Source organism: Pseudomonas sp. FP818 (genome assembly GCF_030687335.1).
Taxonomy (GTDB): domain Bacteria; phylum Pseudomonadota; class Gammaproteobacteria; order Pseudomonadales; family Pseudomonadaceae; genus Aquipseudomonas; species Aquipseudomonas shahriarae.
The window spans coordinates 5,055,384-5,069,622 of record NZ_CP117427.1 but is presented as its reverse complement, the minus strand read 5'-3'; the positions used below and the strand labels follow the sequence as shown (position 1 = coordinate 5,069,622).

At 59.6% G+C, this 14,239-nt stretch carries 14 protein-coding genes; 9 read left to right on the top strand and 5 right to left on the bottom strand.

What is annotated here, in order from left to right:
* The first annotated feature begins 2 nt into the window (after positions 1 to 2).
* Positions 3 to 1,010 (top strand): cytochrome d ubiquinol oxidase subunit II, encoded by a 1,008-nt coding sequence (cydB, locus tag PSH80_RS23030; RefSeq protein WP_057958376.1) that lies wholly within the window; start codon positions 3 to 5, stop codon positions 1,008 to 1,010.
* A gap of 12 nt (positions 1,011 to 1,022) precedes the next feature.
* Complete coding sequence (locus PSH80_RS23025) at positions 1,023 to 1,190, top strand: DUF2474 domain-containing protein (RefSeq protein ID WP_081044180.1); 168 nt, start codon at positions 1,023 to 1,025, stop codon at positions 1,188 to 1,190.
* Between the two features lie 49 nt (positions 1,191 to 1,239).
* Here the strand turns inward: PSH80_RS23025 and PSH80_RS23020 are convergent, their stop codons facing one another.
* Together PSH80_RS23020 and PSH80_RS23015 are read right to left on the bottom strand one after the other, a co-directional pair.
* Positions 1,240 to 2,364 (bottom strand): class I SAM-dependent methyltransferase, encoded by a 1,125-nt coding sequence (locus tag PSH80_RS23020; RefSeq protein WP_057958377.1) that lies wholly within the window; start codon positions 2,362 to 2,364, stop codon positions 1,240 to 1,242.
* A 176-nt stretch (positions 2,365 to 2,540) separates the two neighbouring features.
* Positions 2,541 to 3,251, bottom strand: a complete 711-nt coding sequence (locus tag PSH80_RS23015) for a LuxR family transcriptional regulator (RefSeq protein ID WP_128592784.1) — start codon at positions 3,249 to 3,251, stop codon at positions 2,541 to 2,543.
* Between the two features lie 460 nt (positions 3,252 to 3,711).
* Between PSH80_RS23015 and PSH80_RS23010 the strand changes: the two genes are divergently transcribed.
* Complete coding sequence (locus PSH80_RS23010; RefSeq protein ID WP_057441142.1) at positions 3,712 to 4,488, top strand: ferredoxin--NADP reductase; 777 nt, start codon at positions 3,712 to 3,714, stop codon at positions 4,486 to 4,488.
* Between the two features lie 56 nt (positions 4,489 to 4,544).
* Here PSH80_RS23010 and mscL read toward each other — a convergent pair whose 3' ends face one another.
* The gene (gene mscL / locus PSH80_RS23005; RefSeq protein WP_057441140.1) at positions 4,545 to 4,961 is read right to left on the bottom strand and encodes a large-conductance mechanosensitive channel protein MscL; all 417 of its coding nucleotides are present in this window, start codon (positions 4,959 to 4,961) and stop codon (positions 4,545 to 4,547) included.
* Between the two features lie 287 nt (positions 4,962 to 5,248).
* Here mscL and PSH80_RS23000 point away from each other — a divergent pair, with 287 nt between their 5' ends.
* The 3 genes from PSH80_RS23000 to radA all read left to right on the top strand — a co-directional run bounded on the left by PSH80_RS23000 (position 5,249) and on the right by radA (position 8,800).
* Positions 5,249 to 6,790 (top strand): catalase, encoded by a 1,542-nt coding sequence (locus PSH80_RS23000; protein WP_120734177.1) that lies wholly within the window; start codon positions 5,249 to 5,251, stop codon positions 6,788 to 6,790.
* Positions 6,791 to 6,866: 76 nt separating this feature from the next.
* Positions 6,867 to 7,397, top strand: coding sequence for an ankyrin repeat domain-containing protein (locus PSH80_RS22995; RefSeq protein ID WP_057958432.1), 531 nt, complete (start codon positions 6,867 to 6,869; stop codon positions 7,395 to 7,397).
* A gap of 35 nt (positions 7,398 to 7,432) precedes the next feature.
* Entirely contained in the window at positions 7,433 to 8,800 is a 1,368-nt protein-coding gene (radA, locus tag PSH80_RS22990) for a DNA repair protein RadA (RefSeq protein WP_057441136.1), read from the top strand.
* A 126-nt stretch (positions 8,801 to 8,926) separates the two neighbouring features.
* Here the strand turns inward: radA and PSH80_RS22985 are convergent, their stop codons facing one another.
* Positions 8,927 to 9,295 carry a PilZ domain-containing protein gene (locus PSH80_RS22985; RefSeq protein WP_057958379.1) on the bottom strand — a complete coding sequence of 123 codons (369 nt, stop codon included), beginning with the start codon at positions 9,293 to 9,295 and terminating at the stop codon, positions 8,927 to 8,929.
* A 173-nt stretch (positions 9,296 to 9,468) separates the two neighbouring features.
* Here PSH80_RS22985 and PSH80_RS22980 point away from each other — a divergent pair, with 173 nt between their 5' ends.
* The 3 genes from PSH80_RS22980 to yjiA all read left to right on the top strand — a co-directional run bounded on the left by PSH80_RS22980 (position 9,469) and on the right by yjiA (position 12,886).
* Entirely contained in the window at positions 9,469 to 11,535 is a 2,067-nt protein-coding gene (locus PSH80_RS22980) for a carbon starvation CstA family protein (protein ID WP_057958380.1), read from the top strand.
* 15 nt (positions 11,536 to 11,550) lie between these two features.
* Positions 11,551 to 11,748 (top strand): YbdD/YjiX family protein, encoded by a 198-nt coding sequence (locus tag PSH80_RS22975; protein WP_057441132.1) that lies wholly within the window; start codon positions 11,551 to 11,553, stop codon positions 11,746 to 11,748.
* Between the two features lie 178 nt (positions 11,749 to 11,926).
* The gene (gene yjiA, locus PSH80_RS22970) at positions 11,927 to 12,886 is read left to right on the top strand and encodes a GTPase (protein WP_169990509.1); all 960 of its coding nucleotides are present in this window, start codon (positions 11,927 to 11,929) and stop codon (positions 12,884 to 12,886) included.
* A gap of 70 nt (positions 12,887 to 12,956) precedes the next feature.
* Here the strand turns inward: yjiA and glyA are convergent, their stop codons facing one another.
* The gene (glyA, locus tag PSH80_RS22965; RefSeq protein WP_057441128.1) at positions 12,957 to 14,210 is read right to left on the bottom strand and encodes a serine hydroxymethyltransferase; all 1,254 of its coding nucleotides are present in this window, start codon (positions 14,208 to 14,210) and stop codon (positions 12,957 to 12,959) included.
* Positions 14,211 to 14,239: the final 29 nt, after the last annotated feature.

The window sequence follows — 14,239 nt, the reverse complement described above, 5'->3', positions numbered from 1 at the left end:
TCATGGGTATTGATCTTCCGCTGATCTGGGCCGTGATCATCATCTTCGGCATCATGATGTACGTGGTCATGGACGGTTTTGACCTGGGGATCGGCATTCTCTTCCCGTTTATCCCGGGCAAGACCGACCGTGACGTAATGATGAACACCGTCGCCCCGGTGTGGGACGGCAACGAGACCTGGCTGGTGCTGGGGGGCGCGGCGTTGTTCGGCGCGTTCCCGCTGGCCTACTCGGTGGTGCTCTCGGCGCTGTACCTGCCGCTGATCCTGATGCTGATCGGCCTGATCTTCCGTGGTGTGGCTTTTGAGTTCCGTTTCAAGGCCAAGGATGACAAACGCCACCTGTGGGACAAGGCGTTTATCGGCGGCTCGCTGGCGGCGACTTTCTTTCAGGGCGTGGCGCTGGGGGCATTCATTGAAGGCATCCCGGTGGTTGACCGCCAGTTCGCCGGCGGCTCACTGGACTGGCTCTCGCCGTTTGCCCTGTTCTGCGGCGTGGCCCTGATCGTGGCGTATGCGCTGCTGGGCTGCACCTGGCTGATCATGAAGACCGAAGGCAAGTTGCAGGAGCAGATGCACAACCTGGCGCGGCCCCTGGCGTTCGTGGTGTTGGCGGTAATTGGCATTGTCAGCATCTGGACGCCCCTGGCCCACCCGGATATCGCCTCGCGCTGGTTCACCCTGCCGAACCTGTTCTGGTTCCTGCCGGTGCCGATCCTGGTGTTGGTGACCATGTATGCGCTGGTGCGTGCCGTGGCCCGCAATGCCCATTACGCGCCGTTCCTGTTGACGCTGGTGTTGATCTTCCTGGGCTACAGCGGCCTGGGCATCAGCCTGTGGCCGAACATCATCCCGCCGTCGGTCTCGATCTGGGAGGCTGCCGCGCCGCCACAGAGCCAGGGCTTTATGCTGGTGGGCACGCTGTTCATCATCCCGTTCATCCTGGGTTACACCTTCTGGAGCTACTACGTGTTCCGCGGCAAGGTGACCCATGAAGACGGCTATCACTAGGAGGCTTGGACCATGACCGGTAAACCTTCACTGGACGAGATCGAACAGGCCGAGAAAAAGCCGCTGTGGCAGCGCCTGGGCTGGCTGGCGATGATCTGGACCGGCAGCGTCCTGGCCCTGTTCGTGGTGGCCAGCCTGATGCGCATGTTCATGAACGCCGCGGGCCTGAGCACCCACTGACATCCCGCACCTTTATGACCCTCCTCACGGAGGGTTTTTTTGCCTGGGTTTACTTGCGTGCCTTGAGGATCACGAACTTGGGCGTCGCCGCTACCTGCTCCACACCACGGAACAGCCGCGCCAGCTTGCTGTGATAACCCAGGTGACGGTTGCCGACGATATACAAGGCGCCGCCCACCACCAGTGCCTCGCGGGCCTGCTGGAACATGCGCCAGGCGAGGAAGTCCCCCACCACCTGTTGCTGGTGGAACGGTGGGTTGCACAGCACCACGTCCAACGATTGCGGCTCCTGGTCCGCCAGGCCGTCGCCGGGGCGAATCGTCACTGGCCGCTCACCCAGCGCCGCGCGCCAGTTCTCGGCGGCCGATTGCACAGCCATATAGGATTCGTCCACCAAGGTGTACTGCGCCTCGGGGTTTTGCAGGGCACTGGCGATGGCCAGGACCCCATTGCCGCAACCCAGGTCCGCCACGCGGGCGCTGCCCAGGTTGGATGGCAGGTGCGGCAGAAAGGCACGGGTGCCGATGTCCAGGCCTTCACGGCAGAACACATTGGCGTGGTTGAGCAGCTCGATGGCCGGCGCGTCCAGGCGATAACGCGTGGGGTAGGGCGAGACCACCCGGGGCCGATCAGCCAGGGTGGCAATCAGCAACCGGGCCTTTTTCACTGCCAGCGACGCGTGCATCGGCCCGATGTAGCGCTCCAGCAGTTCACCGGCGGCGCGGGGCAGATGCTTGACCATGGCGCCTGCGATCACTTCGGCGCCGGGCGCCAGTTGGCCTTGCAGGCGGATCAGTTGTTCTTCCAGCAGCGCCAGGGTTTTCGGCACTCGGATCAGCACGCGGTCGAAGGGCCCGCTCGGCACCTGGCTGGCAGGCACGAACGACACGGCATCGAAGGTCTTGTGGTTGCGTACCAGGTTTTTTTGCAACGCTTGGGTGCCTAGAAACGAATCGCCACTGGTGGTGACACGCATCTGCCCTTCAAGGCTGGCCGCCAGCGCGCCAAAGCTGTCATTGAGCACCAGCACGCGGGTGCTGCTGGCCGGTTGCTGCTCCGCCAGATAGGCGAGCAGATACTCGTCAGCCGCATCGAAGGCTTGCAGCGGTTCGTTTGGCTGCTCGGGCTGGCGGATCAGGTCGAGTTGGGCGAAGGGGCTATCGAGCAGGGGCATGGCGGGGGAAACTCTGGATAATCGACGGGTGTTCCAGGCTAGGCGAGGAACCTTCTGAGTGGACTGCGACGCGGGCTTTGACGAGCGGCGTCATCACTCAGAACTGGCCGTAAATGTTACGTTTTTTTCTCCGGGATTACATTCGGTGTTTTCAAGAGGATTTGAGCCGGTTGCGCTTAAAAAAGACCGTTTCTCACGGCGCTGATCACGGCGGCGATTTTATTGCTGACCCCCAGCTTTCTCATCGCACTGCTGATGTGAAAACCGACGGTACGTTCCGATAGGCAGAGAATTGTGGCGATATCAGCCGCAGTTTTGCCCAGTGCCGACCATTGCAGGATCTCTGTCTCGCGGCTGGTGAGTTTGGCGGGGCACTGGAAGGTCGGCCCCTGGCTGTAGGTTTGCGCCGCCACCGTATGCAAGGCATGGCATATCCACAGAACCTGGCCCGCTTTTTCATAGAGCTCATGGGCCTGCACCGGCCCCTTGCGTCGTCCCAGGTTGATCATACTGAAGAAGCCCCGGAAGTCGTGCACCGACTGGGCCCAGCCGAAATTCAGGCCTTGGGCATGTACGTGAGCCCACATGTCAGGTACTGCGGAAAAGGTTTTCTCTTCCCATACAAGCGGTAGCACATCGCGCTTACAGTGAATAACCAAAGGGTCCATTTCAAAGTAGTTTTCTGTTTTGTAGATTTTGTTCCATTCATCCGGATAGTTGTTGAGATGGATGCTTCTGTTAGGGCGGTAGAGAGCATTGGAACCCATTATAAAACCGCAGTATTCGAAGCCTAGCTCATAGGTAATGTTCAGAGCGGCTTCAAACATCGTTGTTACCTCATCTTCACCTTCAAGTTTGGGTAACCGTGTGTTTCGCCAGTTGACCATCGGTAACACTCCCTGAGTTTTACGCTGATTGTTTGCGACGCACGTCCTCATAGCGCCAACGAATCGAGTGTAGGACAGCATGCAATGCTGGGGTGGGAATTTTCGCACTTAGCAGGGCGTTTTTTATTGGTAATAATCTTCCTCGCACCTTGTGAGACGTGGCGGGCGGTGGCCGTGATTCAGATTTAATATCTTGTTTTTCATTGATTTGCCGAGAAGTCTGGCAGCGTGCCACCGATGATTGTTAGTGGGAAGTAGCGCCTGTGGGGAGAAGGTAATAGCTAAATGTTTTTAGTTGGAATCATATTGCTATCGCTCTGTTTTTTTCATATTCAAGTGTAGGGCGTTCGGCTTTTCTGCTCGGATAAATCCCCTGGATGGGGATGTCACTACAAACCAGCGGTGTTTCCAGGCTCCGCTTTGGGCCACACTAGGGGTCACCTGTAGACCGGAGCCCCCCATGACGGCCAGTGCGGAAAAATTCACACGCCAGACCTTGCTTGATGTGCAGTCATTGACCCCCAGCCTGTTTACCCTGCGGACCACCCGCGACGCGGGTTTTCGCTTTGTCGCCGGGCAGTTTGTGCGCCTGGGTGTGACCAAGCCCGATGGAAGCCTGGTGTGGCGCGCCTATTCGGTGGTGTCGTCGCCCTTCGACGAGTTCCTCGAGTTTTTCTCGATTGTGGTGCCGGGCGGTGAGTTCACCAGTGAGTTGAGCCGCCTGCGGGTGGGTGATGAGCTGCTGGTGGAGCGACAGGCCACGGGTTTCTTGACCCTGAACCGCTTTGTCGATGGCCGCGACTTGTGGCTGCTGGGCACGGGCACCGGGATTGCGCCGTTTCTGTCGATCCTGCAGGACTTTGAAGTCTGGGAAAAATTCGAGCGCATCATCCTGGTCTATAGCGCCAGGGAAGCCAGGGAGCTGGCTTACCAGACCCTTATCAAGGAACTGGCTGAGCGTGAGTACCTGAGCGAACACGCCCATAAGCTCACCTACCTGCCCATCGTCACCCGGGAGCAGCACCCAGGGGCATTGAATGGGCGTATCACCACCCTGATCGAAAATGGCGAATTGGAACGCGCGGCAGGCGTGGCGCTGACACCGGAACATTCGCGGGTGATGATTTGCGGCAACCCGCAGATGATTGATGACACCCGGCAATTGCTCAAGCAACGCGATATGCAGTTAAGCCTGACGCGTCGGCCAGGGCAGGTGGCGGTAGAAAACTACTGGTAAAAAAAGGCGCCCGGTGAGAGGCGCCTTTTTAGTGGCTGACAGGTATTGCGGATCGGCTACAGCGGCTTGTTGTTCTGGGCCTTGAGCAGATCGCGGATCTCCCCCAGCAATTCCTCTTCCTTGGTGGGCACCGGTGGCAGGCTTGGCGCAGCCGCTTCTTCACGCTTGAGGCGGTTGATGGCCTTGACGCCCATGAAGATCGCGAACGCGACGATCACGAAGTCGATGATGCTCTGGATGAATTTGCCGTAGGCCAGGACCACCGCCGGAATATCGCCCTGGGCCGCCTTGAGCGTTACTGCCAGATCACCGAAGTCCACACCGCCGATCAGCAGACCGATAGGCGGCATCACCACGTCGCCTACAAAGGACGAAACAATTTTGCCGAAGGCGGCGCCGATGATAATACCGACCGCCATGTCGACCACATTACCTTTGACCGCGAAGGCCTTGAACTCACTGATCACGCCCATAGGTTATTCCTTGTTACAGTTGAGAGGAGAGGAACTCAGTGTAAATCAGTCTGCAAGAGCTTGCTCGACACAACGGTTAACACTGTTCGTTGTAATCGACACATTAAAACGCAAATAGTTTGCAAAGTGCCATCAGTCGCGCGCGAAATACCCGTTATTTCAGGGCCTTACCACACTATTTTTTTAATCGTGATGGTGTGGGTTTTCTATTTATCTTCTGGCGTCAGCATCACTAGCCTCTGGCAAGCACCCGTAAAAGTGCATTAAAAAAACCAGAGGATTGCATGATGAAAAACCTTATTAGTCGCAGGTCTATTGCTGCGCGCAATGTGCTTTTGATTGCCAGTACCAGCCTGTTGTCGTTAGCCGTCAGTGCCGCCAACCTGACCCGAGATAATGGTGCAGCGGTGGGCGATAACCAGAACTCGCAGACCGCCGGCGCAAACGGCCCGGTCTTGCTGCAGGATGTGCAACTGATCCAGAAGCTGCAGCGTTTTGATCGTGAGCGTATCCCCGAGCGCGTGGTGCATGCCCGTGGCACCGGCGCCCACGGCACCTTCACCGTCACCGACAACCTCAGCGACCTGACCAAGGCCAAAGTGTTTGCCGCCGGTGAGGCCACGCCGGTGTTTGTGCGTTTCTCTGCCGTCGTCCACGGCAACCACTCCCCGGAAACCCTGCGCGACCCGCGCGGCTTCGCCACCAAGTTCTATACCGCCGAAGGTAACTGGGACCTGGTCGGCAACAACTTCCCGACGTTCTTTATCCGCGATGCCATCAAGTTCCCGGACATGGTGCATGCCTTCAAGCCCGACCCGCGCACTAACCTGGATGACGACTCCCGTCGTTTCGACTTCTTCTCCCATGTTCCAGAGTCCACCCGCACACTCACCGAGTTGTACTCGGACTCCGGTACACCGGCCAGTTACCGGGAGATGGACGGCAATGGCGTACATGCCTACAAGTTGATCAATGCCAAGGGTGAAGTGCACTACGTCAAGTTTCACTGGAAGAGCTTGCAAGGCATCAAGAACCTGGACCCCAAGGAGGTCGTGCAAGTGCAAGGGCGTGATTACAGCCATATGACCAACGACTTGGTTACTCACATCAACAAGGGCGACTTCCCCAAGTGGGACTTGTATGTGCAAGTGCTCAAGCCTGAAGAACTGGCCAAGTTTGATTTCGATCCCCTGGATGCCACTAAGATCTGGCCCGATGTTCCCGAGCGCAAAGTCGGGCAAATGGTGCTGAACCGCAATCCGGCCAATGTCTTCCAGGAAACCGAGCAAGTGGCCATGGCCCCGGCCAACCTGGTACCAGGTATCGAACCGTCGGAGGACCGCTTGTTACAAGGTCGGGTGTTCTCCTATGCCGATACGCAAATGTACCGTCTGGGCGCCAATGCCCTGCAACTGCCGATCAACGCTCCACGGGTCACCGTCAATAACGGCAACCAGGATGGTGCGATGAACTTTGGCAAGACCAGCACGGGCGTGAACTACCAGCCAAGCCGCCTGATGCCTCGGGAAGAGCCGCAAAGTGCGCGTTACAGCCAGATGCCCCTGGCCGGCAGCACCCAGCAGGCGAAAATCCAGCGCGAGCAGAACTTCAAGCAGGCGGGCGACTTGTATCGGTCCTACAGCAAGAAAGAGCGCCAGGACTTGATCGAAAACTTCGGTGGCTCCCTGGCAACCACGGATGACGTCAGCAAGCACATCATCCTGTCGTTCCTCTACAAGGCCGACCCGGAGTACGGCACGGGCGTGGCCAAAGTGGCCAAGGGCGATCTGGCGCGGGTCAAGGCACTGGCTGAAAAGCTGACCGACTAATCCACCCACCTGTAGGAGCGAGCTTGTCGCCGCCAGTTCAAGCTCGCTCCTACGGGACCTGCAGAGGATGTTGATGATGCGTAGCTTTATAGGGGCGCTACTGGCCTGCTGGTCCTTGAGTGTGTTCGCCGACCCGCTGGCCCTCAAGGCGCAGTTACAGGATTACTACTTCGACGCTGCCCGACGTGGCGACGTGGAAATGCTCAAGACTTTTATCGAATCCGGCTATTCCCTGAATACCGTCGATGACAAGGGCTACACCGCGCTGATCCTCAGCGCCTATCACGGGCACGAACCGGCCGTGGAGCAACTGCTGGCAGCCGGTGCCGATGCCTGTGTGCAGGATAAACGCGGCAATACGGCGCTGATGGGCGCGATCTTCAAGGGCGAGTTGAGCATTGCCCGGCGTTTGCTGGGCACCGCCTGCAACCCCGACCAACGCAACGGCGCCGGACAGACGGCGGCCATGTACGCCGGGCTGTTCAAGCGTATCGAACTGCTCGATGCACTCAAGGCCCAGGGCGCCGACCTGAATGCCGAAGACCCGCTGGGCAACAGCGCTACACGATTGGCCAACGGTGAAATCCGTACCGCAGCGCCACGCTGAGCTATCATCGCGGTTTTTCGGTTGGAGGTTCTCAGATGGCAAAGGCCAAGCGCATGTACGGCTGCACAGAGTGCGGCGCGACCTTTCCCAAATGGGCGGGCCAGTGTGGCGAGTGTGGGGCGTGGAATACCCTCACGGAAACTATGATTGAAAGCGGTGGCGCCGCAGCTCCCAGCGGGCGCTCCGGCTGGACCGGGCAACAAGCCCAGATCAAGACCCTGGCGGAAGTCAGCGTCGAGGAAATCCCGCGCTTTTCCACGGCGTCCGGCGAGCTCGACCGGGTACTCGGTGGCGGCCTGGTGGACGGCTCGGTGGTGCTGATCGGTGGCGATCCAGGCATCGGCAAGTCGACCATCCTCTTGCAGACCCTATGCAGCATCGCCAGCCGCATGCCAGCCCTGTACGTCACCGGCGAAGAATCCCAGCAACAGGTGGCCATGCGCGCCCGCCGCCTGGGCTTGCCCCAGGACCAATTGCGGGTCATGACCGAGACCTGTATCGAAAGCATTATCGCCACCGCCCGCGTGGAAAAGCCCAAGGTGATGGTGATCGACTCGATCCAGACGATCTTCACCGAACAACTGCAATCGGCACCGGGAGGGGTGTCCCAGGTGCGGGAAAGTGCGGCGTTGCTGGTGCGCTACGCGAAACAGAGCGGCACGGCGATTTTCCTGGTGGGCCATGTCACCAAGGAAGGCGCACTGGCCGGCCCGCGCGTGCTGGAGCATATGGTGGATACGGTGCTGTATTTCGAGGGCGAGTCCGATGGGCGCCTGCGCCTGTTGCGGGCGGTGAAGAACCGTTTCGGCGCGGTCAACGAGCTGGGGGTGTTCGCCATGACGGACCGGGGGCTGAAAGAAGTCTCCAACCCTTCGGCGATCTTTCTGACTCGCGCCCAGGAAGAAGTACCGGGCAGCGTGGTGATGGCAACGTGGGAAGGTACCCGGCCAATGCTGGTGGAAGTCCAGGCTTTGGTGGACGACAGCCATCTGGCCAACCCGCGCCGCGTGACCCTGGGTCTGGATCAGAACCGCCTGGCGATGTTGCTGGCGGTATTGCATCGCCATGGCGGGATTCCGACCCATGACCAGGACGTGTTCCTCAACGTGGTCGGCGGCGTCAAGGTGCTGGAAACCGCGTCTGACCTGGCCTTGATGGCGGCGGTCATGTCGAGCCTGCGCAATCGGCCGTTGCCCCATGACCTGTTGGTATTTGGTGAAGTGGGCCTGTCGGGCGAGGTACGCCCGGTGCCCAGCGGCCAGGAGCGCCTCAAGGAAGCCGCCAAGCATGGTTTCAAGCGTGCCATCGTGCCCAAGGGCAACGCGCCGAAGGAGGCGCCGCCTGGGTTGCAGGTGATTGCGGTGACGCGGCTCGAACAGGCACTGGATGCCTTGTTCGAATAACCCGAAATACCACAGAACCCTGTAGGAGATGGCTTGCTTGCAATGGTGTCGAATCAGTCGCTGCGTCCCTGACTGACACGCCGCCATCGCAGGCAAGCCAGCTCCTACATTGATGTGTGCACATCGTCAGATGTTCAGTAACTCGCCCAGCTCCCGATGCAGCTCCTCCTCATCCCCCAGGTTCAGCTCGATCAGCCTGCGCAAATGGCTGATCGAGTCCAGGTCGATATATTCGCAGACGAACCCCAGTTGCCCCTTGTCGTCATGGCTCAGCCGCACTTGCATGCTCACGTCCGTGTCGGCGTCCAGGTGAATGTCCACATCAAAGGGCTCGTCACCCTTGCCCAGCCATGGCGCGGGCTTTTGCACCAGCAACCCTTTGAGCGATAAATCCACCAGTTGCACCGGCCATTGCTGGCCGTTTTGCTTAAGTTCGGTCTTGGCATTGAAGGCAATCCGCCGAAAACGGCGTCGATCTGACGGCTGGTCGCTCATGGTGAAACCCTCTGTTGGTCCAGGGATTGTAGCCTTGCGCCATTATCGGGCGTTTATTTCTGTTTTTTTCGCCCCGGCAAGGCTCTAGACCAACGTAGGGGGCTGGTCTTTAGGGCACAGCGCGCTAAACTCGGCCTGGCTGTCTTTCTGTCCACCCTGGCTGGAATATAAAAATGAAAAATAATAATAGCCTGCTCCGCCATCTACCCTGGCTGTTGCTGGCAATCGTAGGAGCGTGCGCCCTGGGCGTAGTGGCTTTGCGGCGCGGCGAGGCAATCAACGCCTTGTGGATTGTAGTCGCGGCAGTCGCCATTTATCTGGTGGCTTATCGTTACTACAGCCTGTTCATCGCAAATAACGTGATGCAACTCGATCCACGGCGGGCCACCCCCGCAGTGATCAACAACGACGGTCTGGACTATGTGCCGACCAACAAACATATTCTCTTCGGTCACCACTTTGCCGCCATTGCCGGCGCGGGGCCTCTGGTCGGCCCGGTACTGGCTGCACAGATGGGCTACCTGCCCGGTACCCTGTGGCTGATTGCCGGCGTGGTGCTGGCGGGTGCGGTGCAGGACTTCATGATCCTGTTCCTGTCCACCCGTCGCAACGGCCGCTCCCTGGGGGACATGGTCCGCGAAGAAATGGGCCGCATTCCCGGGACCATCGCGCTGTTTGGCTGCTTCCTGATCATGATCATCATCCTCGCGGTGCTGTCGCTGATCGTGGTCAAGGCCCTGGCCGAAAGCCCGTGGGGCATCTTCACGGTGATGGCGACCATCCCGATCGCGATGTTCATGGGCGTGTACATGCGCTACATCCGTCCGGGCCGCATCGGCGAAATTTCGATCATTGGCGTGCTGTTGCTGTTGGGTTCGATCTGGCTCGGCGGGCAGATTGCCGCTGATCCGGTATGGGCCAAGGCCTTCACCTTCACCGGGATCCAGATCACCTGGATGCTGGTTGGCTACGGATTCGTGGCCGCGGTACTGCCGGTGTGGCTGATCCTGGCCCCGCGCGACTACCTGTCTACCTTCCTGAAAATCGGCACCATTATCGCCCTGGCGATTGGCATCCTGGTCACCATGCCTGACCTGAAAATGCCGGCGCTGACCCAGTTTATCGACGGCACTGGCCCGGTGTGGAAGGGCGGCCTGTTCCCGTTCCTGTTCATCACCATCGCCTGTGGTGCGGTATCGGGTTTCCACGCGCTGATTTCCTCGGGCACCACGCCCAAGCTGTTGGCCAATGAAGCCCACTCGCGCTACATCGGTTATGGCGGCATGTTGATGGAGTCGTTCGTCGCCATCATGGCCATGGTTGCCGCTTCGGTGATCGAGCCAGGCGTGTACTTCGCCATGAACAGCCCTGCGGCGATTGTCGGCAGTGATGTGGTGACTGTTGCGCAAACCGTCAGCAGCTGGGGCTTTGCGATTACCCCGGAAGCGCTGCAAGCGGTGGCCAATGACATCGGTGAAACCACCATCCTGGCCCGTGCCGGCGGTGCGCCGACCCTGGCGGTCGGTATCGCGCAAATCCTGCACAGTGTGCTGCCGGGTGAAAACACCATGGCGTTCTGGTACCACTTTGCAATCCTGTTCGAAGCGCTGTTCATCCTGACCGCTGTGGACGCCGGTACCCGTGCCGGGCGCTTCATGCTCCAGGATCTGCTCGGTTCCTTCGTGCCGGCGCTCAAGCGTACCGAGTCCTGGACGGCCAACCTGATCGCCACTGCAGGCTGTGTGGCGATGTGGGGCTACTTGCTGTACCAGGGCGTGATCGACCCGCTGGGTGGTATCAACACCTTGTGGCCGCTGTTCGGCATCTCCAACCAGATGCTGGCCGGTATCGCGCTGATGCTCGCCACCGTTGTGCTGATCAAAATGAAGCGCCAGCGCTACATCTGGGTGACCCTGCTGCCGGCTGTCTGGCTGCTGATCTGCACCACCACCGCAGGCTTCATCAAGCTGTTCGACGCCAACCCGGCGATCGGCTTCCTGTCGCTGGCCAAGAAGTACAGCGATGCGCTGGCCAATGGGCAGATCCTGGCCCCGGCCAAGAGTATCGACCAGATGCAGCACGTGATCTGGAACGCCTACACCAACGCGACGTTGACGGTGTTGTTCCTGTTCGTGGTCTTCAGCATCCTGTTCTATGCCATCAAGGTCGGCGTTGCCGCCTGGGGCACCAAGGAACGTACGGATAAAGAAGCACCATTCCAAGCCATGCCGGACGCGTGATAGAGGGTTGCAGACATGTTCAATGACATCGGTCGCCTCGGTAAATACCTCGGTCAGGCTGCACGCCTGATGGTCGGCATGCCCGACTACGACACCTACGTCGAGCATATGCAAACCAAGCACCCGGACAAGCCGTTGATGGACTACAAGGCGTTCTTCCGGGAGCGCCAGGAAGCCCGTTACGGCGGCAAGGGCGGGCCCAAGTGCTGTTGATCCAATAGGGTTGGGCCTATGTGATCCCCTGTGGGAGCGGGCTTGTGTGGGAGCGGGCTTGCTCGCGATAGCATCACCTCGGTATACCAGATAGACCGAGTTGCCTGCATCGCGAGCAAGCCCGCTCCCACACAAGCCCGCTCCCACATTTGTTTTGTGTTTCCTCAAGGAGAATATTTTGTCCTCTCCCATCCCCGTCACCGTCCTCAGCGGCTTCCTCGGCGCTGGCAAGACCACCTTGTTGCGCCATCTGCTCAAGGCCGAGCACGGCTTGAAAATCGCCGTGATCGAAAACGAATTCAGTGACGCCGGCATCGACACCCAGCTATTGGGCGATGAGCCGGTCCAGGTCATGACCCTGTCCAACGGTTGCGTGTGCTGCACCATCCACACCGACCTGACCAAAGCCCTGTACCTGCTGCTCGAACGCCTGGACAGCGGCGAGATCGCCTTCGACCGCCTGGTGATCGAGTGCACCGGTCTGGCTGACCCGGCGCCGGTGGCCCAGACCTTTTTTATCGACGAGGAATTGCGCGAGCGCTATCTCCTCGACGGCATCATCACCCTGGTGGACGCGGCCCACGCCGAGCACCACCTGACCCAGACCATCGCCCAGGCCCAGATCGGCTTTGCCGACCGCCTGCTGATAAGCAAGCGCGACCTGGTGGACGACGCCAGCTTCGAGGCGCTCAGTCAACGCCTGACCCGCATCAACCGTCGTGCGCCGATTCGTGTGGTGGAACATGGCAAGATCGACCTGGCTGAGCTGCTGGACGTGCGCGGCTTTAACCTCAACGCCGGCATGACCCTGCGCCCGGTCAGCCAGGCGCCGTCCATCGACCGTATCTCCAGCCTGGTGCTGCGCACCGACCAGCCGCTGGATATCGACCGGCTCAGTGAGTTCATGAACGAACTGTTGGAAGAACACGGCAAACAACTGCTGCGTTACAAGGGCGTGCTGAACATCGCCGGGGAAGATCGGCGCATGGTGTTCCAGGGCGTGCTCAAGCTCTACGGGTTCGATTGGGACACCGAATGGGCCGAGGGTGAGGCGCGGGAGAGTGTGATTGTGTTTATTGCCGATGAGTTGCCGGAAGACAAGATCCGCGAAGGCTTCCAGCGGGTCTACCAACCCTGACTTGAAACGCGGTCAACAGGCATAAAAAAGCCCGGCTCAAGAGCCGGGCTTCTTATTCAAGCAACTGCAATCAAGCGCCGTATACCGGCAGCTTCTTGCAGATGGCCTTGACCTTCTCACGTACCGCGTCAATCACGGCTTCGTTGGAAAGGTCAGCCAGGATGTCGCAGATCCAGCCAGCCAGTTCCTTGCACTCTGCTTCCTTGAAGCCACGAGTGGTCACGGCCGGGGTGCCGAAGCGCAGGCCCGAGGTGACGAACGGCGAACGTGGGTCGTTCGGTACCGAGTTCTTGTTCACGGTGATGAAGGCTTTGCCCAGGGCAGCGTCAGCATCTTTACCGGAGATATCCTGCTTGATCAGCGACAGCAGGAACAGGTGGTTTTCAGTACCGCCGGACACCACGTCAAAACCGCGCTCGATGAACACAGTGGCCATGGCCTGGGCGTTTTTCACCACTTGTTGCTGGTAAGTCTTGAACTCAGGCTGCAAGGCTTCCTTGAAGCAGATCGCTTTAGCGGCGATCACGTGCTCCAGCGGGCCACCTTGGGCGCCTGGGAATACGGCGGAGTTCAGCTTTTTCTCGATATCGGCGTTGGCGCGCGCCAGGATCAGGCCGCCACGTGGACCGCGCAGGGTCTTGTGGGTCGTGGTGGTCACGACGTCAGCGTAAGGCACTGGGTTCGGGTAGACGCCAGCGGCGACCAGACCGGCCACGTGGGCCATGTCGACGAACAGGTAGGCGCCCACTTTGTCAGCGATTTCACGGAAGCGTGGGAAGTCGAGGATCTGCGAGTAGGCAGAGAAACCGGCCACGATCATTTTTGGCTTGTGCTCGACGGCCAGGCGCTCGACTTCGTCGTAGTCGATCAGACCGTTGCCGTCGATGCCGTACTGGACAGCGTTGTACAGCTTGCCGGAGGAGGAAACGCTGGCGCCGTGGGTCAGGTGACCGCCGTGGGCCAGGCTCATGCCCAGGATGGTGTCGCCGCCTTGCAGCAGGGCCAGGTACACGGCCGCGTTGGCTTGGGAGCCGGCGTGTGGCTGGACGTTGGCGTAATCGGCGCCGAACAGTTCCTTGGCGCGGTCGATAGCCAGTTGCTCGACGATATCGACGAATTCGCAACCGCCGTAGTAACGCTTGCCCGGATAACCTTCGGCGTACTTGTTGGTCAGAACCGAACCTTGAGCCTCCATCACGGCAGGGCTGGTGTAGTTTTCCGAAGCGATCAGCTCAATGTGCTCTTCCTGGCGCTGAGCTTCTTGCTCCATGGCGGCAAAGAGATCGGCGTCGTACTTGGCAATAGTCAAATCACGGCTGAACATGGCGGTCCTCAAGGATCGGGGGCAGAAAA